Consider the following 21,635-nt stretch of genomic DNA (forward strand, 5'->3'; position numbering starts at 1 on the left):
GGTCTGGAATGTCAGACCCGATGGTCAGAATGGGAACGTGCAGCTCATCGAGATCGCCCGCACGTCGGCGGCGGTGGCCGGGAACTCCGCGCGCAAGGCCAAGGTCACGGCCCTGGCCGCGTGCCTGCGCGACGCCGGGCCCGGCGAGGCCCCGACCGTGGTCGCCTACCTCTCCGGGGAACTGCCGCAACGCCAGATCGGCGTCGGATACGCGGCGCTGCGCGACCTGCCGCCGCCCGCCGGGGAGCCGTCGCTGACCGTCGCGGAGGTGGACGCGGCGTTCACCGGGATCGGCGCGGTGGCGGGGAAGGGCTCGGTCGCGCGGCGGCGCGAGCTGCTGGGCGCGGTGCTGGCGCGGGCCACCGCCGAGGAGCAGGAGTTCCTGGTGCGGCTGCTGTCGGGCGAGCTGCGGCAGGGCGCGCTGGACGGGGTGATGGCCGAGGCCGTCGCGGCGGCGGCCGAGGTCCCGGCGGCGAAGGTGCGGCGCGCGGTGATGCTGCGCGGCGCGCTCGGGCCGGTCGCGGCGGCGGCGCTGGCCGAGGGCGCGGCGGGGCTGGCGGCGTTCACGCTGGAGGTCGGGCGGCCGGTCAGGCCGATGCTGGCGGCGTCGGCGCCGTCGGTGGAGGAGGCGTTCGCCAAGCTCGCCGGGCCCGCCGCCGTGGAGTGGAAGCTCGACGGCGTCCGCGCGCAGATCCATGTGGCCGACGGCGAGGTCCGCGTCTTCACGCGGACGCTGGACGAGATCACGGCGCGGCTGCCGGAGGTGGTGGCGGCCGTGCGGGACCTGCCGGTGCGGGACGCGGTGTTCGACGGCGAGCTGATCGCGTTGCGGGACGACGGGCGGCCGCACCCGTTCCAGGTGACGGCGGCGCGGACCGCGACCCGCACCCGGCGCGACGGCGACGGGCAGGTGCCGCTGTCGCTGCTGCTGTTCGACGTGCTGCACCTGGACGGCGTCGACCTGCTGGACGCGCCCGGCGCGAAGCGCCACGACGCCCTCGCCGAGGTCGTCCCCGAGGGCCTGCGCATGCCCCGCGTCGTGACCGCCGACCCCGCCGAGGCCAAGGAGTTCTTCGACGCGGCCGTGGCGTACGGGCACGAGGGCGTGCTGGTGAAGTCCCTGGACACCCCCTACACGGCGGGCCGCCGGGGCGCGGGCTGGATCAAGGTGAAGCCCCGGCACACCCTGGACCTGGTCGTGCTGGCCGTCGAGTGGGGCCACGGCCGCCGCCGCGGCTACCTGTCGAACCTGCACCTGGGCGCGCGCGACCCCGAGACCGGCGGGTTCGTGATGCTGGGCAAGACGTTCAAGGGCCTGACCGACGAGCTGCTGGCCTGGCAGACCGAACGGCTGCGCGCGCTGGCCGTCCGCGAGGACGACTGGACGGTGCACGTCCGCCCCGAGCTGGTCGTGGAGATCGCGTTCGACGGGGTGCAGCGGAGCCCGCGCTATCCGGGCGGCCTGGCGCTGCGCTTCGCCCGCGTCCTGCGCTACCGCCCCGACAAGTCGGCGGCGGAGGCCGACACGATCGACACCGTCCGGGCCGTGGCGCCCGTGCTGGACTGACGCGCCGGACCGGCCCCGCCACGGGCCTTACCCGCGCTTTGCCGTGTCGACGGCCCGGCCGCCCGCCCCCGCCACCACAATGATCCCTCGGCGCGATCGGGGGGTGGCGATGGGAGTTCCGGCACATCTGCCCGCGGCCTTCGCCGCGGCGGCCGTGGGCGCCCTGGCCATGGCGCAACCGGCGTCACTCGCCCCCGGGACACCGCCCTCCCACCACCGCATGACCTTCACCTCACCACCCGGCCTCACCGGTACCCCTCCCAGGACAACGGCGGTCACCGCCAACGTGCTCACCGCTTCTGTTTCGTCCACCGTGGCCGGTGGGAGTCGCCGTTCCGTCGCCGGTCCCGACCCCGTGGAGACGGGCGGGAGCGCCGGGGCGCTCGGGGCCGCCGTCGGGGTCGGCCTTCCGCTCTGTGGTGATCTTCCTTCGACCCTGCGGTTCGGCGGGGGCGAGGGGTGGCCGGCCGTTCCCTGCCAGGTGGAGGCGGGGGCCGGGATCGTGCTCCGGCGGGAAACGGTGATCGTGGGGAGGCCGGGCCCTCGGCCGTCGGTGTCCGGCGGTCCGCGGGTTCCGCGTGGTGGTGTTCGACCGCGGGCGTCCGGGCGGGCCGCCGCCGCCCCGTCCCCGGCCCCGGCCCCGGCCCCGGCACGGGTCCGGGGCGTGCGGCGGGGGTCGGCCCCGGTGAGCGGGAAGGGCGCCATCAAGGCGGCCGCCGCCCAGCCCGCGCCCGGTCCGGACTACGTCGGGCGTCCCGTCAGGGCCGCCCGGGTCCTGGTCCCCTTCCGGCGCGACCCGCTCAAGCAGGTCCTCGGGCTGGTCGTCGTCTCGACGGTGGTGGCGGGCTTCACCAACGCGCTGTTCGTCGGCCGCCGCGGCTGAGCGTCCCGGTCACGGGATGCGCGCGACCTCCGCCAGCGCGTCGGTGTAGGCGTCCGGTCTCACCGTGAACGAGCCGCCGAACAGGTTGTTCAGGTCGAGGCACAGGGAGAGGCTCACCCCGAGCACGGCCGCCATGACGCCCAGCAGCACCAGCGGCATGCCGGCGGGGCGCGCGCCCGCCAGCCACGGGAAAACGATCATCAGGAGGCCGGTCAGGATAGTGAGGACCAGGACCGAGGCGGGCAGGACGTCGCCGAGGTTGGCGGCGGTCTGGCGGCGGGCGGAGTAGACCTCGCGGACGCGTTCCACGGCGTCGTCGCGGGCGTCCTTCATCTGCTCGTCGGTGGTCCGCACCCCGGCCAGGCGGGTCCGCAGCGCGTCCAGGCGGCGCCAGCCCTCGGCGTCCAGGGAGTCGGCGCCGTCCGCCAGCCGGGGCCACTCGCGGTCCCGGACGTACCGCAGGTAGCCCCGGATCTCCTCGCGGACCGGGCCTCGGTCGGCCGCCGGCAGCAGGGTCGTGTCCCAGTAGGCCTCCACCAGCGACTGCGCGGCGGCCGCGTTGGTCTTGGTCTCCTCGTCGGAGGAGGTCCACGGCACGATCAGCGCGATGGCGAAGAAGATCAGGAACAGCGCCGACAGCATCGCCCCGGCGTGCCCAGCGGTCGCGCCCTCGGGCTCCCCGTCGGCCCGGCCGAACCGCCGGAACGTCACGGCGGCCAGGACCACCAGGGCGATCGCCGCCAGCGCGGCGACGACGGAACTGACGAGCACGGCGCCCTCCGGGACAGGATGCGTTCACACGGGCACGGGGAGTGAGCGCTATTCAATCCCGGATCGGCCGCCGGAGGGGCCTGACACACCCGGATCCTCGCGATCGGATGCGTGCGGGACGCGTTCCTGGCGCGACGCGGTGGCGTGGCGGCCGGGCCGCAGCACCGGCGGCAGGCGGTCGTGGCGGCCCGCGATGAACTCCTGGAGCCAGATCTTGGCCCGGATCAGGGGGCGGCGCAGCCGTTCCTCCCGCCAGACCGCGCGCCGGTACCGGTAGCTGCCGGGGCGGTAGCGCCAGCGCGCCCACGGCGACGACGGCCGGGCCAGCCGCACCGCGCCCAGCCACAGCAGGAACGGCACGAACAGCCCGATCAGCCCCGTCCAGATCTTGCCCTTGAGCAGCACGACCACCGCCAGCACCAGGTTGGCGACCAGGGTGGTCACATAGATCCCGATCCCGACGGCGCGGCCGAACTCGGCGCTCTCGGTGGACAGGTCCTCGAACCCGACCGGCCGGATGCCGAGCAGCAGCAGCCCGGTCAGCGCGAGGGCGACGAACACCGCGTCCACGGACGTGCGGCCCCGCTCGGTCCAGTACACGTCCTCCAGGTGCAGGATCAGCGCGAACTCGTCCAGCACCAGCGCCGCGCCCACCCCGAACAGGGCGGCGGAGGCCACGGTCAGGTTGTCGGCCAGGGCCGGGGCGGCGATGCCCAGCACGCCGCCGACCAGCATCAGGATCACGCCGAACACGACGTGGTGGATGTGCACGTCGCCGGCCTTGACGTTCTTGAACCACCACTTGGCGTCGGCCCGGATCAGCCGCACGTTGATGCGGGTCAGCACGAACGTGGCGATGAACGCGACGAAGAAGAAGAACAGCGGCAGCCGCCCCGTCTCCACGATGCGCGTGTGGAAGAAATCCCCCATGTACCCCCCGTAGTCCGTTCATGCCCAGCGTGTGGCGGGGATATCGTGCGAAGCAGGACGATCAAGGGGGGACCTGCGTGAACCGTATCGTGGACCGGTGCGATCCGGCCTGCCGGGCCTGGATCGCGGAGGCCATCCGGATCGTGGAGGCCGACGCCAACCGCAGTGCCGACACCCACCTCCATGTGTTCCCGCTGCCGCCCGAGTGGGGCATCGACCTTTACCTCAAGGACGAGTCGGTCCACCCGACGGGTTCCCTGAAGCACCGGCTGGCGCGGTCGCTGTTCCTGTACGGGCTGGCCAACGGCTGGATCCGCGAGGGGACCACGATCATCGAGGCGAGCAGCGGCTCGACGGCGGTGTCGGAGGCGTACTTCGCGCGGATGCTGGGGCTGCCGTTCGTGGCGGTGATGCCCGCCTCCACCAGCCCGGAGAAGATCGAGCTGATCGAGTTCTACGGGGGCCGCCCGCACCTGGTGGACGACCCGACGGCGATCTACGACGAGTCACGGCGGCTGGCGGCCGAGTGCGGCGGCCACTTCATGGACCAGTTCACCTACGCCGAACGGGCCACCGACTGGCGCGGCAACAACAACATCGCCGAGTCGATCTTCGAGCAGCTTCGGCTGGAGCGGTATCCCGAGCCGGCCTGGGTGGTGGTCGGGGCCGGAACGGGCGGCACCTCCGCCACCCTCGGGCGTTATGTCCGGTACCGGCGGTTCCAGACGCGGGTGGCGGTCGTGGACCCGGAGGGGTCGGCGTTCTTCGACGCGTTCGCGCACGAGCAGTTCGACCGCACCGCGAAGGGCTCGCGGATCGAGGGGATCGGGCGGCCCCGCGTGGAGCCGTCGTTCCTGCCTACCGTGATCGACCGGATGGTCCGGGTGCCGGACGCGGCGTCGGTCGCGGCGATGCGCTGGACCACCGAGGTCACCGGCCGCAGCGTCGGCGGCTCCACCGGGACGAACATGTGGGGCGTGGCGCACCTGATCGCGGAGATGCGGCGGACCGGGCAGCGCGGCAGCGTGGTCACGCTGATCTGCGACGGCGGCGAGCGGTACGCCCACACCTACCTGTCGGACGCGTGGCTGGCCGAGCAGGGGTGGGAGGTCGGCCCGTACCTGGAGACGCTGCGGGCGTTCCACAAGACCGGCGACATGCCCGCCGAGTTCTAGACTGTGTTTCAAGAGCCCTGGCCCACGGCGCTCGCCCCGGGGGCTCGCACCTCACCAGGTCTCGGCGAGCGCGGCATCGCTTCGCGATCTGACCCGCGGGCCCTCGCCTGCGGCGTCGGGCCCGCAGGTCAGGTAACGCGCTCGCGTGTGGGCTGAGGCCCACCTTGAAACAGCCAGCCCCTAGACGGCGACCTCGCCCACGGCGGCCAGCAGGCGGCGGGCCGCCGCCACGTCCCCGCGCAGGGCCCAGTACCAGGCCAGGGAGCTGGTCAGGCGCAGGGCCAGGCGGGCGTCGCCGTGGCGGGCGGTGTTCTCCAGGGCCGAGCGCAGGTTGGCGGTCTCGGCGTCGAGGCGGGCCAGCCAGCGTTCCCGCGAGCTGCCCCGCTTCCACGCGGACTCGGCGCACTCGACGACCGAGGTGTAGTAGACGGCGTGGCGGAGCCGGACGGCGGGGGTCTCGGCGGCCTCGTCCAGGCGTTCCAGGCAGTAGGCGGCGACCGACTCCAGCAGGCGGTACCGCTCCCCCGCCCGGACCACCAGCGACCGGTCCACCAGGCGGGCCAGCAGGTCGGCGACGTCGGCGGGGTCCACCCCGTCGCCGCCGCAGGTCTGCTCGGCCGCCTCCAGCGTGAACCCGCCCGCGTGGACGGCCAGCCGCCGCAGGACGGCGCGTTCGGAGTCGGTGAGCAGCTCCCAGCTCCAGTCCATCACCGCGCGCAGCGTCCGCTGCCGGGCGGGGGCGGCGCGGCGGCCCGAGGCCAGCAGGCGGAACCGGTCGTCCAGGCGCTCGGCGAGCCGGTGGACGCCGAACGCCCGCACCCGCGCCGCCGCCAGCTCCAACGCGAGCGGAACGCCGTCCAGCCGGCGGCAGAGGGTCGCCACGGCCTCGGCGTTGCCGTCGTCCAGCGCGAACTCCGGCGCGGCGGCGCGGGCCCGCGCCTCGAACAGCCGCACCGCGGGCGACTCCCGGACCTCCCCCGGACCGGCCCCCGCCCCGGGGACCTCCAGCGGGGCGACGGGCCACACGTGCTCCCCCGCGATCCCCAGCGGCTCCCGGCTGGTGGCGAGCACGCGCGGGCCGGGGCCGGACCGCAGCAGCGTGTCCACGAACTTGGCGACCGGCTCGATCACATGCTCGCAGTTGTCGAGGACGAGCAGGACGCGGGCGCCCCCCAGAGCCGCCCCCGGATCGCCGGACACCCCCAACGCGCCCGCGACCGCCTCGGCGACCTTCTCAGCGGAGTCGGCACCGGGCGGCAGCGCCGCCAGCTCCACCAACGCGACCCCATCAGGGAACATCCCAGCCCCGCCCACCACCTGAGCGGCGACGCCGGGGACCTGGGACGAGTCCGCACCCCATGCCGGGGCCACTTCACCGCGAGCCCCCTCCACAGCGCGGGCCGCCGCCCCGTCCGCCCCCACGGCAGGCCCGCCGTCCCAGGACGTCACCGCCGCCGTCCCATCCGCTTCGCCACAAGATTCCGCCGCAGCGCCAACCGCTGCCCCGCCCGCCGACTGCCCGGCGGTGCCGCTGGCCTGGGGCGAGTCCACATCCCAGGCCGGGGCCACTTCACCGCGAGGTCCCGCCGTCGCCTCGGCCGTCCTCGTGGCAGGCCCGCCGTTCCAGGACGTCACCGCCGCCGTCTTCGCAGTGGAGTCGCCCCCGGCCGCTTCACCGCATGCTGGTGTCGCTGGTTGCGGAGTCGTCTCGGTCGCGCAGGTCGGTCCGGGGAGAGGGGGCGGTTCGGTGGGGAAGCCTCCGGTGGCGTGGGCGGCGGCTTCCAGGGCCAGGCGGGTCTTGCCCACGCCGCCGGGGCCGGTGAGGGTGATCAGGCGGGTCCCGGCCAGCAGGGCGCGGATCGCCTCGACGTCGGTGTCGCGGCCGATCAGGTCGGTGACCGGGACGGGGAGGCGGGTGCGGAGCACCGGGGCGGGCGGCTCCCGCAGGGACGGGTCGTGGTTGAGGATCGCCCGGTGGAGGGCCTGGATCTCCGGGCCTGGGTCCAGGCCGAGGTCGTCGCGCAGGCGGGCGCGGAGGCGGTGGTGGACCTCCAGGGCCTCGGGCTGGCGGCCCGCGCGGTACAGGGCGCGCATGAGGGCGGCCTGGAGGCGTTCGCGGAGGGGGTGGCGTTCGGCCGGGCCGGCGAGTTCGGCGGTGAGGGCGTGGTGGTCGCCCAGGCGGAGGCGGGCCTCGGCCAGGTCCTCCAGGGCGGTGAGCCGCTGCTCCTCCAGGCCCGACGCCGGGCCGCGGGCGAACGGCTCGTCCGCGAAGTCCGCGAACGCCGGGCCCCGCCACAGGTCGAGGGCCCGGGTGAGCAGGGTCGCGCGGGCCCGGTCGTCCGCCAGGTGGCGGGCCTGGTCCAGCAGGTCCCCGAAGCGGTGGACGTCGGTCCGGTCGGTGCTCAGGGCGTAGCCGGGCGGGCGGGACTCCACCAGGGCGCGGGCGCCGGGTTCGGCGTCGGCCAGCGCGCGGCGGAGCTGGGAGACCTTGACGCGCAGCGCGGCCACCGGGTCGGCGGGCGGGGTGCCGTTCCACAGGTCCTCGACCAGGCGCTCGGCGGACACCGGACGGCCCTCGTGCGCGATCAGGTCGCACAGCAGCGCGCGGACCTTGGCCTCGACGATCCGCACGGCGCGGCCGTCGTCGGTGGTGACCTGGAGGGGACCGAGCACACCGAAGCGCATGACCCCACGGTAGCGGCGTCGAAAGCGGATCCGAATCCCGTCATAACGCCCGCGCCGGAGGCTGGGTCTCCCGACGAGGATGAGGGAGACGAGCGCATGTCGGTGATCGTGGAGACGGAAGGGCCGCCCCGGGCGGGGCGGCGGGAGTGGGCGGGGCTGGCGGTGCTGGCCCTGCCGGTGCTGCTGCTGGCCCTGGACAACAGCGTGCTGTTCCTGGCGCTGCCCCGGCTGGGCGCGGATCTGGCGCCCAGCGCGACCCAGATGCTGTGGATCATAGATGTCTACGGGTTCCTGATGGCGGGGTTCCTGGTGACGATGGGCGCGGTCGGCGACCGGGTCGGGCGGCGCCGGCTGCTGCTGGTCGGGTCGGTGGCGTTCGGGGGCGCGTCGGTGCTGGCGGCCTACGCCCCGTCGGCCGGGGCGCTGATCGTGGCGCGGGCGCTGCTGGGGCTGGCGGCGGCGACGCTGCTGCCGTCCACGCTGGCGCTGGTCACCGTGCTGTTCCGGGACGCCCGGCAGCGCGCGTTCGCGATCGGCGTGTTCAGCGCCTGCTTCATGGGCGGCGCGGCGCTGGGGCCGGTGATCGGCGGATTGCTGCTGGAGGCGTTCTGGTGGGGGTCGGTGTTCCTGATGGCGGTGCCGGTGATGGTGCTGCTGCTGGTCGCCGCGCCGCTGCTGCTGCCGGCGGACGGGGAGCGCGGGAACGGGCGCATCGATCCGGTGAGCGTGGTGCTGTCGCTGGCGGCGGTGCTGCCGTTGGTGTACGGGCTCAAGGAGGCCGCCGCGGAACCCGGCCGGGTCACCGCCTACGCGGCGATGGCCGCCGGGCTGGTGTTCGGGGTCCTGTTCGTGCGGCGGCAGCGGGCGGCGGCCGACCCGATGCTGGACGTGGCGCTGTTCCGGGACCGGACGTTCTCGACGGCGCTGGGGATCCTGGTGGTCGGGACGATCGTGCAGAGCGGGGTCTACCTGTTCGTCAGCCAGTACCTGCAACTGGTCGAGGGGATGGCCCCGCTGCGGGCCGGGCTGTGGATGGCGCCCCCGGCGCTGGCGCTGGTGGCGGGCTCGCTGGCGACCCCGCTGGTGGCGCGGCGGGTGCGGCCGGGGATCGTGGTGGCGACCGGGCTGGTGCTCACGGCGGCCGGGTTCGGGGCGGCGATGTGGACCGACTCCCCGGCGACGATGACGGTCGCCGTCACCGTCGGCTTCCTCGGGGCCTCGCCGCTCGGCGTGCTGGGCATGGACCTGGTGGTGGGGTCCGCGCCCCGGGAACGCGCCGGTTCCGCGTCGGCGGTGGCCGAGATGTCCGGGGAGTTCGGGGTGGCGCTGGGCGTGGCGACGCTCGGCAGCCTCGGGGCCGCGGTCTACCGGGCCTCCGCCCCGGAGGAGGGGGGCGCGTCGCTGGGCGAGGCGGCCGCCGCGCGGCTCCCGGCCGAGGCGATGGAACGCGCCCGCGAGGCGTTCATGGACGGCCTGGCCGCCGTGGCGGGCGTCAGCGCCGCGCTGGTCCTCGTGCTGGCGGTGGTCGGCGCGGCGCTGCTGCGGCACCTGCGGCCGATCGGGGAGAAGCGGGGGTGAGCCGGGTGAGCGGCCGGGCGGTCATGGCGGATGGAAGGTGACCGCCCGGCCGCTCACCACGGGGCCCCTAGCCGGACAGCCGGATGGGGTTGACCAGGTCGGCGTAGATCAGCAGGCCGCCCATCACGACCAGGACGGCGGCCATCGCGTACGTCAGCGGCAGCGCCTTGGCGACGTCCACCGGGCCGGGGTCGGGGCGGCGCAGCAGCCGGGCGAACCCCTTCTTGACCGCCTCCAGCAGCGCCCCGGCCATGTGGCCGCCGTCCAGCGGCAGCAGCGGGATCAGGTTGAACAGGGCGACGGCCAGGTTCACCGAGCCGAGCAGGCTGATGAACGCGGCCAGCTTCTGCTGGTTGGACAGCTCGTCGGAGGCGGCGACCTCGCCGCCGATGCGGCTGACGCCGACCACGCCGATGGGGCCGTTGGGGTCGCGCTTCTGGTCGCCGAAGGCCGCGTTCCAGACGCCGACCATCTTCTCCGGCATCCGCAGCAGCGACTCGCCGGTCCGCTTGGTCAGGTCGACCATGGTGGTGGCGACCACGCCGGGGCCCTGCCGCTCGAACGCCTGGGTCGGGGTGATGCCGAGGAACCCGACGTTGACGACCTTCTTGGGGTCCTTGAGGTCGCGCATCTCGTTGCGGGTGACCGGGACCTGGAGGTTCAGCGTCTGGTCGCCGCGCCGCACCGTCATCGGCACGGTCCGCCCGCCGGCGTCGCGGATCGCCGTCTGGAGCTGCGGGTACGACTCGATCCTCTTGCCCGCGAACGCGGTGATCCGGTCGCCCGGCCTCAGCCCGACCTGCATCGCCGGGGTCTGCTTGGCGTCGGTGGGGCACTCGTCCCGGCGGATCTGGGCGGCCTGGCTCGCCGGGACCATGCACTTCTCCACGGTGCTGATCACCGGCTGCGGCGTCTCCTTACCGATGCCCATCAGCAGGATGCCGAAGAACAGCACGGCCAGGACCAGGTTCATCGCGGGCCCGGCGAACATGATGATCAGCTTCTGCCACCACTTCTTGGCGTAGAAGACGCGGTCGCCGTCGTCGGGCCTGACCTCCTCCAGCGCCGCGCCGCGGGCCGACTCGATCAGTCCCTGCCAGGGGCCGGTGCTGAGGTTGCGGATCTGGCCGGGCGCGTCGCCCCTGCGCGGCGGCAGCATCCCGATCATGCGGATGTAGCCGCCGAGCGGGATCCACTTGATCCCGTACTCGGTCTCCCCCTTGGTCCTCGACCACATCGTGGGACCGAATCCGACCATGAACTGGGTCGTCCGCACACCGAAGAGCTTGGCGAAGCTGAAGTGGCCCAGCTCATGCAGCGCGATCGACACCAGCAGGCCGAAGAACAGGATCAGCACGCCCGCCAGCCAGACCATGCGTTAACGCCCCTCCGTGATCACCAGCAACCCACCCAAGGTTACGTCATGCCCAACGAACGTCACCGCGTACAAATCCACGACGGGACGGGCGCTTCGGCCTTACCGATCCTTTACGGCGGGCAGGTCGCCGGGGGTTCAGCCCAGGAACCCGCGCAGCAGCGCGGCGGTGCCCTCCAGGTGCTCGGCGACCGCGCGGCCCGCCGCCTCCGGGTCGCCCGCCAGGATCGCCTCGACGATCGCGGCGTGCTGGACGGCGGCGTGCTCGATGTTGGGCCGCAGGATCGGGATGGCGTTGAGCAGGTCGGTCACGCGCATCCGGGCGTCGGCGCAGGCGGCGGCCAGCAGCCGGGAGCCGGTCAGCTCGGCGATCGTCAGGTGGAAGAGGGTGTCCAGGCGGCGGTAGTCGTCGGGACCGGCCGCGGTCAGCTCGTCCAGGCGGGCCCGCAGCAGCGCGCCGCGGCCGTCGGACAGGTCCGCGCCCGCCAGGATCCGCGCGGCCCCGGTCTCCACGGCCAGCCGGAACGTGAGGGTGTCGGCCAGGTCGTCGCCCATCTCGGCCACCGCGCGGCGCAGGTCGGCCCGGCCGGGGCGGGGGCGCCGGTAGGTGACGAACGTCCCGCCCGCGCGGCCCCGCCGGGACTCCACGTAGCCCTCCTGCGCCAGGGCGCGGATCGCCTCGCGGAGGGTGACGCGGCTGACGCCGAGCAGCGGGGCCAGCTCGCGTTCGGGCGGCAGGCGGTCGCCGCGCGCGACGACGCCGAGTTTGATCGCCTGGAGCAGGCGCTCGACGGTCTCCTCGAACGCGTTGCCGCCCCGGACCGGCCGGAACACCGCGGCGGCGCCGAGGTCACCGGAGGCCGCGGGGAGCGCGCCCGCGAGGTCGGTACCGGTCGTTCCGGGCATGGCCGCCTCTCCACATCGGGGACGAGGTCCACGTTACGTCTTCGTTTCGCGACCGCCGCCCCCTTGACGGGACGGGCCCGGGAAACATTAATGGTCTGACATTAGCCCGTTAAAGGCGCGTCAACGGCCCGGCCCCGATCGTAGGGAGGCGCTCGTGAGCACCGACGAGCGACAGGCGTCCGTTCCCCCACCCCCGTCCGACGACGAGAAACGGCTGCACGAGCTGGGCTACGCCCAGGAGCTGCGGCGGTCGATGTCCGGCTTCTCCAACTTCGCGGTGTCGTTCACCATCATCTCGGTGCTGAGCGGCTGCCTGACCTCCTACACCATCGGCCTGAACGGCGGCGGCCCCGTCGTGATCACGTGGGGGTGGCTGTTCGTCGGCGTGATGACGCTGACGGTCGCGCTCGCCATGGCCGAGGTGTGCTCCAGCTACCCGACGGCGGGCGGGCTGTACTACTGGGCGGCCAAGCTCGCCCGGCGCAACGGGGCCGCGTGGTCCTGGTTCACCGGATGGTTCAACTTCGTGGGGCAGGTCGCGGTCACGGCGGCGATCGTCTACGGGTCGGCGGCGTTCCTGAACCCGCTGCTGGACGCCCAGTTCGGGTACTCGGTGACGCTCGGGCACACGTTCCTGCTGTTCACGGTCATCCTGGCGGTGCACGCGCTGCTCAACCAGTTCGGCGTGAAGCTGGTGGCGGTCCTCGGCGACATCAGCGTGTGGTGGCACGTGGTCGGCGTCGCGGTCGTCGTCGGGGTGCTGGTCGTGAAGCCCGCCGAGCACCAGTCGCCGGGGTTCGTGTTCGGGGAGTTCGTCAACGGGACCGGCTGGCAGTACGGCTGGTACGCGGCGCTGATCGGGCTGCTGCTGTCGCAGTACACGATGACCGGCTACGACGCCTCGGCGCACATGACCGAGGAGACGCGCGACGCGGCGCGCAGCGGGCCGAGGGGCATCGTCAACTCGGTGCTGGTGTCGGTGATCGCGGGCTGGGTCCTGCTGGTCGGGGTCACCTTCGCGATCCAGGACTACGGCGCGGCGGCCAAGGACGGCCCGGCGCAGATCTTCCTGTCGGCGGCCGGGGAGACCACCGGCAAGCTGCTGATCCTGGTCTCGTTCGTGGCGCAGTTCTTCTGCGGGATGGCGTCGGTGACGGCGAACTCCCGGATGATCTACGCGTTCTCGCGGGACGGGGCGCTGCCGTTCTCCCGGTTCTGGCACTCGATCAACAAGCGGACCCGCACGCCCACCAACGCGATCTGGCTGGCGGCGGGCGGCGCGTGGCTGCTGGCGCTCCCGGCGATCTGGAACAAGACGGCCTACCTGGCGGTGACCTCGGTCGCGGTGGTCGGCCTGTACATCGCGTACGTGATCCCGACGTTCCTGCGGCTGCGGCAGGGGGACGCGTTCCGGCGCGGCCCCTGGCACCTGGGCCGGTGGAGCCGCCCGGTCGGGATCGTCGCGGTGGCGTGGGTGGCGTTCATCTCGGTGCTGTTCATGCTGCCGCCCGCCAGCCCGATCACCAGGGACACCTTCAACTACTCGCCGGTGGCCGTGCTGGTGGTGCTCGGCGGCGCGGGCCTGTGGTGGCTGCTGTCGGCCCGCCGGTGGTTCACCGGGCCGAAGGTGCAGGGCAGCGCGGCGGAGCTGGCCGCGATCGAGAACGAGCTGAAGTCGATCAACTGACCGGAAGGCGGTATCCCCGTGCCCCCATCGCCCGCGTCCCCATCGCTCAGCCTGGACGGGCTGCGCGCCGAGGCCGAGGCCGGACGGCTCGACACCGTGATCATCGCGATCACCGACATGCAGGGCCGGTTGCAGGGCAAGCGGCTGTCGGCCCGCTTCTTCCTCGACGAGATCGCCGCGCACGGCGCGGAGGGCTGCAACTACCTGCTCGCCGTGGACGTCGACATGAACACCGTGGACGGCTACGCCATGTCGTCCTGGGACACCGGCTACGGCGACTTCGTGATGCGGCCGGACCTGGGGACGCTGCGGCGCGTCCCGTGGGAGGAGGGCGCGGCGCTCGTCCACGCCGACGTCGCCTGGGAGGACGGGGCGGACGTGGCCGCCTCGCCCCGGCAGGTGCTGCGGCGGCAGCTCGCCCGGCTCGCCGACCGGGGCTGGGCCGCCTACGTGGGGACCGAGCTGGAGTTCGTCGTCTACCAGGACTCCTACGAGGAGGCGTGGCGGCGGGCCTACCGGGACCTGACGCCCGCCAACCAGTACAACGTGGACTACTCGCTGCTCGGCGGGGCACGGGTGGAGCCGCTGCTGCGGAGGATCCGCAACGGGATGGCCGGGGCCGGGATGTACGTCGAGTCGGCCAAGGGCGAGTGCAACCTCGGCCAGCACGAGATCGCGTTCCGGTTCGCCGAGGCCCTGGCCACCTGCGACAACCACGCCCTCTACAAGACCGGCGCCAAGCAGATCGCCGCCCAGGAGGGCATGTCGATCACGTTCATGGCCAAGCCGAACGAGCGGGAGGGCAACTCCTGCCACATCCACCTCTCGCTGCGCGACGGCGACGGGCGGCCGGTGCTCGCCGGGGACGGGCCGCACGGCCTGTCGAGGATCGGCGAGCACTTCATCGCGGGACAGCTCGCGTGCCTGCGGGACTTCACGCTGATGTACGCGCCGAACGTCAACTCCTACAAGCGGTACCAGCCGGGCTCGTTCGCGCCCACCGCGATCAGGTGGGGCGTGGACAACCGGACGTGCGCGCTGCGGCTGGTCGGCCACGGCCCGTCGCTGCGGATCGAGAACCGGGTGCCGGGCGGCGACGTGAACCCCTACCTGGCGGTCGCGGCGCTGGTCGCGTCCGGGCTCCACGGCATCGACAACGAGCTGCCGCTGGAGGAGCCCTTCCGGGGCAACGCCTACGCCGCCGAGGCCGAGACGGTGGTGGGGTCGCTGCGGGACGCGGCGGCGGACTGGGCGTCCAGCGCGCTGGCGGGCGAGGCGTTCGGCAAGGAGGTGGTCGAGCACTACGCCAACCACGCGCGGGTGGAGCTGGCGGCGTTCGACCGGGCGGTGACCGACTGGGAGATGTTCCGGGGGTTCGAGAGGCTGTGACCGAGTTCAAGGTGATCGATCCGGCGACCGAGCAGGTCGTGGAGAGGGTCGCGCCGGCGTCGGCCGAGGAGACCGACGCGGCGGTGGAACGCGCCGGGCGGGCGTTCGAGGGATGGCGGTCGGTGGCGCCGGGCGACCGGGCGCGGCTGCTGCGGGCGTTCGCGGCGATGGTCGACGCGCACGCCGAGGAGCTGGCGGCGCTGGAGGTCCGCAACGCCGGGCATCCGCTCGGGCAGGCCCGCTGGGAGGCGGGGAACCTGCGCGACGTGCTGGAGTACTACGCCGGCGCGCCGGAACGGGCGTGCGGGCGGCAGATCCCGGTGGCGGGCGGGCTGGACGTGACGTTCGCCGAGCCGCTGGGGGTCGTCGGGGTGATCGTCCCGTGGAACTTCCCGATGCCGATCATGGGGTGGGGGCTGGCGCCCGCGCTGGCGGCCGGGAACACCGTGATCGTCAAGCCCGCCGAGCTGACGCCGCTGACCGCGCTGCGGGTGGGCGAGCTGGCGCTGGAGGCCGGGCTGCCCGAGGGCGTCGTCCAGGTGCTGCCGGGGGCCGGGCCGGTCGCCGGGCGGCGGCTGGTCGACCACCCCGGCGTCGCCAAGATCGTGTTCACCGGGTCCACCCGGGTCGGCAAGGAGATCATGGCGGCGTGCGCGCCCGGCGTGAAGCGGCTGACGCTGGAGCTGGGCGGCAAGAGCTCCAACATCGTCTTCGCCGACGCCGACCTGGAGAGGGCGGCGGCGACCGCGCCCTACGCGGTGTTCGACAACGCCGGGCAGGACTGCTGCGCGCGGTCGCGGATCCTGGTCCAGCGGCCCGTCTACGACCGGTTCCTGGAGCTGCTGGAACCCGCCGTGCGCGGGCTGCGGGTGGGCGACCCGGGCGACGCGAAGACCGAGATGGGGCCGCTGATCAGCGCCGCCCACCGGGAGCGGGTCGCCTCCTACGTCCCGGACGGCGCGCCGGTCGCGTTCCGGGGGCCGGCGCCCGGGGGGCCGGGCTTCTGGTTCCCGCCGACCGTGCTGGCCACGCCGGGCTTCGCGGCCCTGCCCGCCTGGAACGAGGAGGTGTTCGGGCCGGTGGTGACGGTCGCGCCGTTCGAGGACGAGGACGACGCGGTGCGGCTGGCCAACGACACCGTCTACGGCCTGTCCGGGTCGATCTGGACCCGCGACCTGGGCCGGGGACTGCGGATGGCGCGCGCCGTCGAGGCGGGGAACCTGTCGGTCAACTCGCACTCGTCGGTCCGCTACTGGACGCCGTTCGGCGGGTTCAAGCAGTCGGGGCTGGGCCGGGAGCTCGGCCCGGACGCCCTGGACGCGTTCACCGACGTCAAGAACGTCTTCATCGCAACGGAGGAATGAGTGCAGCGTCTTGAGGACCGCGTGGCCGTCGTCACCGGCGGCGCGAGCGGGATCGGGCTGGCGACCGTCCGGCGGCTGGCGCGGGAGGGCGCGCGCGTCGTGGTCGCCGACCTGGACGAGACCGGCGGCAAGGCGGCGGCCGGGGAGGTCGGCGGGCTGTTCGTGAAGGTGGACGTCACCTCCGAGGAGGAGGTGCGGGCGCTGTACGAGGCCGCGCACCGCGCCTACGGGCGGATCGACGTGGCGTTCAACAACGCCGGGATCTCGCCGCCGGACGACGACTCGATCCTGGAGACGGGGCTGGAGGCGTGGCGGCGCGTCCAGGACGTGAACCTCACCAGCGTCTACCTGTGCTGCAAGCACGTGATCCCGTACATGCGGGAGCGGGGCAAGGGATCGATCATCAACACCGCGTCGTTCGTGGCGGTGATGGGGGCGGCGACCTCGCAGATCTCCTACACCGCCTCCAAGGGCGGCGTGCTGGCGATGTCGCGGGAGCTGGGGGTGCAGTTCGCGCGCGAGGGGATCCGCGTGAACGCGCTGTGCCCGGGACCGGTCGCGACGCCGCTGCTCATGGAGTTGTTCGCCAAGGACGCCGAGCGTGCGGCCCGGAGGCTCGTCCACATCCCGATGGGGCGTTTCGCCGAGGCCGCCGAGATCGCGGCGGCGGTCGCGTTCCTGGCCTCCGACGACTCCAGCTTCATCACCGCGTCGGAGTTCCTGGTGGACGGCGGGATCTCGGGCGCGTACGTGACCCCGCTGTAGGGCGCGTGGGGCGTCCGGCAGGCGGACGCCCCACGGACTCCGCCGCTCACGCGGGGACGGTGGTCCCCGCGGTGCCGGTCACGTTGGCGATGCGGAGCGCCTCCACCAGCTCGCGGTACAGGGAGTCGCGTTCCAGGAGTTCCCCGTGGGTGCCCTGGGCGCGGACGCGGCCCGCCTCCATCAGCACGATCGTGTCGGCGTCGATCACCGTGGAGAGGCGGTGGGCGATCGTCACGACCGCGCCGGTCGCGGCCCGTTCGCGGACGCAGCGGTGGATGGCGTCCTCGGTGAGGCCGTCGAGCTGGGCCGTGGCCTCGTCCAGCAGCAGCACCTCGGGGGTGCGCAGCAGGGCGCGGGCGAGCGCGATGCGCTGGCGTTCGCCGCCGGACACCGAGGTGGAGGTCAGCGGCGTGTCCAGGCCCTCGTCCAGGGTGTCGACCTTGTCGGCGAGGCGGATCGCGCGCAGCACCCCGGCGACCTCGTCGTCGGTGGCGTCGGGGGCGGCGTAGCGGACGTTCTCGCCGATGGTGCCGGGCACGATCGGGGTGTCCTGCTCCACGTAGGCGAGGCGGGACCGGATCTCGGCGTGCGTGAGGTCGCGGTAGGGCGTGCCGTCGAGGCGCAGCTCGCCCTCCTGCGGTTCCAGGAAGCGCAGGATCAGGGACAGCAGCGTCGTCTTGCCCGCGCCGGACGGGCCGACGATCGCCAGGTGGCCGCGGCGCGGGACGGTCAGGGTGACGTCCCGGACGGCCGGGGGCAGGCCGGGGCCGTAGGCGGCGGTGACGTTCCGGATCTCCAGGACCGGGCCGCCGTCGGGGCGCGGGCGCGCGGCGGCGGCCGGGCCGGGGGCGGGCTCGACCTCCAGGTCCTCGATCTCGCGGATGCGCTCGGCGGCGGCGATGCCGTTCTGGAGGGTCGTCATGCTCTGGCTCAGCTCCATGATCGGCTCCATCAGGCCGAACGCGTAGAGCAGGAACGCGATCAGGCTGGACACCGCCAGCTCGCCGCCGCCGACCCGCCAGGCGCCCAGCCCGAGGATCATGATGATCGCCAGTTGCAGGCCGGACCAGGCGATCACCCAGGCGATCGCCTCGCGGCGCAGGGCGCGCACGCCGTGCGCGGCGGAGGCGCGGGCATCGTCGATGATCTTCTCGGCCTGGCGGTCCTCGGCGCCGCTGACCTTGACGGTGCGGATCGCGCGCAGCGCGCCCTCCAGGACGCCGCCGAGCCGTCCGATGGTGTCCTGGGCGCGGACCTGCGCCTTGGCGATCCCCGGCATCAGCAGCGCGAACAGCACCACCACCACGACCGTGGCCGCCACGGTCACGCCGAGCAGCGGCAGGTCGAGCACGCCCATCAGCACGAGCGTGCCGACCAGCATGACCAGCCCGTTCACCAGGCCGACCAGGCTGGTGGCGGCGGCCTCGCGCAGCAGGAGGGTGTCGGAGGTGACGCGGGTGACCAGCTCGCCGGTGGAACGGCGGGCCAGCGCGGGCACCGTGGCCCGCAGCATCCGCCGGACCAGGGACTCGCGGGCCTCCAGCACGACGCGCTCGCCGAGCGTGCCGAGCAGCACCCACTGCCGGTAGGTGATCACCAGGCCGACCACGAGCAGCACCAGCATCGCGACGATCGGGCCGAGCAGGGAGGACCGGGCGGAGAGGCTGTCCAGGACCCATTTGGTGACCATCGGCGTGGCCAGGCCCAGCGCGGACGAGACCAGCGACATCGCCAGGCCCACCGCGAGGGTGCCGCGGTGCGGGCGGGTGAACGACCACAGCACGCGCAGCCGCGGCAGGTTCATCGAAGGCTTCGGATCATCCATGTTCTCCAGTGGAACAGCAATGTTCCATCGGTGTCAAATGTGTTTCATTGCGGACGGCGCGTTACCGTATGCACATGGCACAGAAGCAGGCGGAACCCTCGACCGAGAGCAGAGCACGGGCCCGGACGCGGAACGCCATCATCGACGCCGCCATCGCGACCCTGCGCGAGAACCCGGCCGCGTCCCTCGGCGACGTGGCCGCCGCCGCCGGGGTGGGGCGCACCACCGTGCACCGCTACTTCCCCGAGCGCGCCGACCTGCTGAACGCCATCGGCGCCCGCGTCCTCGAACAGATCCAGCTCGCCACCGAGCGCGCCCGCCCCCACGACGGCCCGGCGCCGGCCGCCCTGGACCGGCTCTGCCAGGAGTACTTCGAGGTCGGTGACGGGCTGTCGCTGATGTTCGAGAACCCGCAGCTCATCGCCTGGGAGGGCTGGCAGGAGGAGACGCCCGCCGACCGGGCGCTGCTGGACCTGCTGCGCCGGGGCCGCCGGGCGGGCGCCTTCGACCCCGAGATGTCACCCGAGTGGATCGTTCAGGCGCTCTGGGCGCTGCTGTTCGCGGCGTGGTCGCACGCCCGGGAGGACGGCGTCACCCGGCACACCGCGCTGACCATGTGCCTGCGCTCGCTCCACAAGATGGTCGCGACGGCCCCGTGAAACGCGACGGCGGCGCACGGGAACGCACCCGTACGCCGCCGGTCGCGACCCGTCACGGACTCGCGGTGCGCGAAAGGACCTCCCAGCCGCCCGCCGCCTGCCGGCCCGCCACCGCCCGCCCGGTGAACGGCAGCTTCACGCCGAGCCGCCGGTAGGAGTCGTGGCCGACCTCCAGCACCGGGCCCAGCGAGCCCTTCGACCCGCCCCGGCAGAGCCGCGCCGGGTTCCGGGCGTGCAGCTCCAGCGCGGCCGTCAGGCGGGGGCGGGCCTCCCCGTACAGGTCGACGCCCTGGAGGCGCGCGGTCGCCGCGACGTCGAGCGCCGCCGCCAGCCCCTGCCCCGCGTACTCCAGGCTCCGGCAGGTCTCCTGGGTGAGGCCGTCCGCCAGCCTGGCCGGGTTGTGCCAGAACCTCGCGGCCGCGACGGCCGCCGGGGCCTGCGGGGCCGGACCGTCGGAACGCAGGTAGACGTACTGCGGCAGGCGCTTGCGCCACAGCCCCACCGCCCGGTCGAACGCGGCCCGGTCGTCGAGGTGGACGGCGATGGCGGAGGCGGCGTTCAGGGTGGTGAGCTCGACGTTGCCGTTGACCTGCGGGTAGGGCCGGTCGACCAGCGGCAGGTACAGTCGCCGCAGGGTGTCGGCGAACCGCTGCTGCCCCGCCCAGCGCCCGTGCCCGTGCTTGATCAGCTCGGCGGCGCGGACGAAGTCCATGCCCGCCCGCGCGGCCTGGAGCGGGGCGCGCGCGCCGGTGTGCTCGCGCAGCCGCGCCGACCACGCGTCCATGATCGCCATGGCCTTGCGGGCGTGGCGCTCGTCGCGCGACAGGTACCAGCTCAGGGCGTGGACGTAGGCGGCGGTGGCGTCCCGGCGTTCGGCGGCGCACCCCCGGTCGGCGGAGCCGGGGACACCGCACGCCACGACGCCCTGGGCCCGGGGCCGCCAGGTCAGCGCCGCGAACTCGCTGCCGCGCAGGGCGGTGTAGGCGTTCCGCCACGGCTGCCGCCCCGCCCTGATCCTGGTCCGGGCCGCGTCCAGCTCGGCCGCCCCGGTGATCACCCCCGGGTGCTGGAAGGCGGGGGGCGGCCGGTGGGCGGGCGCGGGCGCGCCGGAGTCCCCGCCGCCCGCGTTCCCGGTCCCGAGCGTGGCCGCGACGACGGCCGCCGACGCGGCCACGGCGACGACCCCGCTCACCACGGTCGCCCGTACCCGCGTCCGCCGCCTCCTCCCCGCTCCCCCGGACGCCGCACCCTCACCCGAAGATCCGCCCCCACCCGGCGACACGCCCTCAAGCGCCGCCCCCTCACGGGACAGCGCCCCCTCACGAGATGAAGCCCCCTCACGGGGCGACGCACCCCCGTGGGACGGCGCACCATCCTGGAACGGCGTGCTCTCGTGGAGTGGCCTGTCTTCGTGTGGTGGTGTGCCGTGGTGGGGTGGGGCTGTTTGGGGGAACGGTCCATCCCCGCTGGGTGGCGTGCCCTCGGGGAGGGGCGTGTTCGCGGGGGGTAGCGCGTTCCGGCGGGGGCGTTCGGCTCCTTCCGGTGGTTCTGGTCGGGATGACGGTGGGGAACCGCGTCTCGCGGTCCGGGGGTTGGTGGTCTGGTCCGGCTTCCCGCCGGTGCCGTCGCTACGGTCTCCGCCCCGGGCGGCGCGGCGTCGGAGCGCGGCGACGACGATCGCGGTGACCACGATGGCCAGGACCCAGTTCCGGGCGCGGCCGAGCCTCATCGAATTTCCGTCTCCCTCACACGACCTCAGACCGGATCATGTAACCAGACGCGCGCGGCATCGCGTGGCGAACCGGCTCAGATCAGGGCGTTCCGTCGGCTGGTCGCAGGTCATCGGCGCTGCTAGATTGGCCTCAGCCGTTGATCCCGTGCGGGAGAGTGCCCTGGTCGCCAGTCAGGGACGCCGAAGGAGCAAATCCTCCCCGGAACCTCTCAGGCCCACGGACCGCGCGGACCAGGCGACCTCTGGAAAGCGGGGACCCGCCGGTCCCCCGCCGAAGGTGAAAGCCCCACGGGGTGAAGCTCTCAGGCGCCGATGACAGAGGGGGAGGCACCGACCACGCCCGG

The 21,635-nt window shown here is 73.9% G+C and carries 16 protein-coding genes and 2 riboswitches; of the genes, 9 read left to right on the forward strand and 7 right to left on the reverse strand.

Features of this window, described 5'->3' with window-relative positions; all coding sequences use genetic code 11:
- Positions 1-37: 37 nt before the first annotated feature.
- Both HNR61_RS13970 and HNR61_RS13975 read left to right on the forward strand, forming a co-directional pair.
- On the forward strand, positions 38-1,567 hold the full coding sequence (locus tag HNR61_RS13970; protein ID WP_182843556.1) for an ATP-dependent DNA ligase: 1,530 nt from the start codon (positions 38-40) through the stop codon (positions 1,565-1,567).
- Between the two features lie 685 nt (positions 1,568-2,252).
- Positions 2,253-2,450: a hypothetical protein gene (locus HNR61_RS13975; protein ID WP_182843557.1), complete on the forward strand. Its 198-nt coding sequence runs from the start codon at positions 2,253-2,255 to the stop codon at positions 2,448-2,450.
- Positions 2,451-2,459: 9 nt separating this feature from the next.
- On the opposite strand, the gene HNR61_RS13980 is transcribed toward HNR61_RS13975, so the two are convergent.
- Together HNR61_RS13980 and HNR61_RS13985 are read right to left on the reverse strand one after the other, a co-directional pair.
- Complete coding sequence (locus HNR61_RS13980) at positions 2,460-3,221, reverse strand: bestrophin-like domain (RefSeq protein ID WP_182843558.1); 762 nt, start codon at positions 3,219-3,221, stop codon at positions 2,460-2,462.
- Between the two features lie 48 nt (positions 3,222-3,269).
- On the reverse strand, positions 3,270-4,151 hold the full coding sequence (locus HNR61_RS13985; RefSeq protein WP_246442663.1) for a hypothetical protein: 882 nt from the start codon (positions 4,149-4,151) through the stop codon (positions 3,270-3,272).
- Between the two features lie 89 nt (positions 4,152-4,240).
- Between HNR61_RS13985 and cds1 the strand changes: the two genes are divergently transcribed.
- Complete coding sequence (gene cds1, locus HNR61_RS13990) at positions 4,241-5,326, forward strand: L-cysteine desulfhydrase Cds1 (RefSeq protein WP_376770257.1); 1,086 nt, start codon at positions 4,241-4,243, stop codon at positions 5,324-5,326.
- A 180-nt stretch (positions 5,327-5,506) separates the two neighbouring features.
- On the opposite strand, the gene HNR61_RS47660 is transcribed toward cds1, so the two are convergent.
- Positions 5,507-8,011 (reverse strand): AfsR/SARP family transcriptional regulator, encoded by a 2,505-nt coding sequence (locus tag HNR61_RS47660; protein WP_182843560.1) that lies wholly within the window; start codon positions 8,009-8,011, stop codon positions 5,507-5,509.
- Positions 8,012-8,107: 96 nt separating this feature from the next.
- Here HNR61_RS47660 and HNR61_RS14000 point away from each other — a divergent pair, with 96 nt between their 5' ends.
- Positions 8,108-9,589 (forward strand): MFS transporter, encoded by a 1,482-nt coding sequence (locus tag HNR61_RS14000; protein WP_182843561.1) that lies wholly within the window; start codon positions 8,108-8,110, stop codon positions 9,587-9,589.
- A 67-nt stretch (positions 9,590-9,656) separates the two neighbouring features.
- Here the strand turns inward: HNR61_RS14000 and HNR61_RS14005 are convergent, their stop codons facing one another.
- The gene (locus HNR61_RS14005; protein WP_182843562.1) at positions 9,657-10,964 is read right to left on the reverse strand and encodes a M50 family metallopeptidase; all 1,308 of its coding nucleotides are present in this window, start codon (positions 10,962-10,964) and stop codon (positions 9,657-9,659) included.
- Positions 10,965-11,102: 138 nt separating this feature from the next.
- Entirely contained in the window at positions 11,103-11,870 is a 768-nt protein-coding gene (locus HNR61_RS14010) for a FadR/GntR family transcriptional regulator (protein WP_182843563.1), read from the reverse strand.
- A gap of 154 nt (positions 11,871-12,024) precedes the next feature.
- On the opposite strand from HNR61_RS14010, the gene HNR61_RS14015 reads away from it, so the two are divergent.
- From HNR61_RS14015 to HNR61_RS14030, 4 genes are read left to right on the forward strand one after another with little or no spacing between them, the layout of a single operon-like run.
- Complete coding sequence (locus tag HNR61_RS14015; RefSeq protein WP_312897900.1) at positions 12,025-13,557, forward strand: amino acid permease; 1,533 nt, start codon at positions 12,025-12,027, stop codon at positions 13,555-13,557.
- Positions 13,558-13,575: 18 nt separating this feature from the next.
- A complete protein-coding gene (locus HNR61_RS14020; RefSeq protein ID WP_312897901.1) occupies positions 13,576-14,946 on the forward strand; it encodes a glutamine synthetase family protein in 1,371 nt (456 codons plus the stop codon).
- Complete coding sequence (locus HNR61_RS14025; protein ID WP_182843564.1) at positions 14,943-16,310, forward strand: aldehyde dehydrogenase family protein; 1,368 nt, start codon at positions 14,943-14,945, stop codon at positions 16,308-16,310. The genes HNR61_RS14020 and HNR61_RS14025 overlap by 4 nt, the downstream gene beginning before the upstream one ends.
- Entirely contained in the window at positions 16,311-17,075 is a 765-nt protein-coding gene (locus tag HNR61_RS14030; RefSeq protein WP_182843565.1) for a 3-oxoacyl-ACP reductase, read from the forward strand.
- Positions 17,076-17,121: 46 nt separating this feature from the next.
- Here HNR61_RS14030 and HNR61_RS14035 read toward each other — a convergent pair whose 3' ends face one another.
- Complete coding sequence (locus tag HNR61_RS14035; protein ID WP_246442665.1) at positions 17,122-18,900, reverse strand: ABC transporter ATP-binding protein; 1,779 nt, start codon at positions 18,898-18,900, stop codon at positions 17,122-17,124.
- A gap of 74 nt (positions 18,901-18,974) precedes the next feature.
- Here HNR61_RS14035 and HNR61_RS14040 point away from each other — a divergent pair, with 74 nt between their 5' ends.
- Complete coding sequence (locus HNR61_RS14040) at positions 18,975-19,559, forward strand: TetR/AcrR family transcriptional regulator (RefSeq protein ID WP_182843566.1); 585 nt, start codon at positions 18,975-18,977, stop codon at positions 19,557-19,559.
- 52 nt (positions 19,560-19,611) lie between these two features.
- Here HNR61_RS14040 and HNR61_RS14045 read toward each other — a convergent pair whose 3' ends face one another.
- Positions 19,612-20,751 carry an alginate lyase family protein gene (locus tag HNR61_RS14045; RefSeq protein WP_182843567.1) on the reverse strand — a complete coding sequence of 380 codons (1,140 nt, stop codon included), beginning with the start codon at positions 20,749-20,751 and terminating at the stop codon, positions 19,612-19,614.
- A gap of 678 nt (positions 20,752-21,429) precedes the next feature.
- A riboswitch (glycine riboswitch) is annotated at positions 21,430-21,526 on the forward strand.
- Between the two features lie 4 nt (positions 21,527-21,530).
- Positions 21,531-21,613, forward strand: a riboswitch (glycine riboswitch).
- The last annotated feature ends 22 nt before the right edge of the window (positions 21,614-21,635 follow it).

This window comes from Actinomadura kijaniata (assembly GCF_014138665.1).
In the GTDB taxonomy this organism is placed as follows: domain Bacteria; phylum Actinomycetota; class Actinomycetes; order Streptosporangiales; family Streptosporangiaceae; genus Spirillospora; species Spirillospora kijaniata.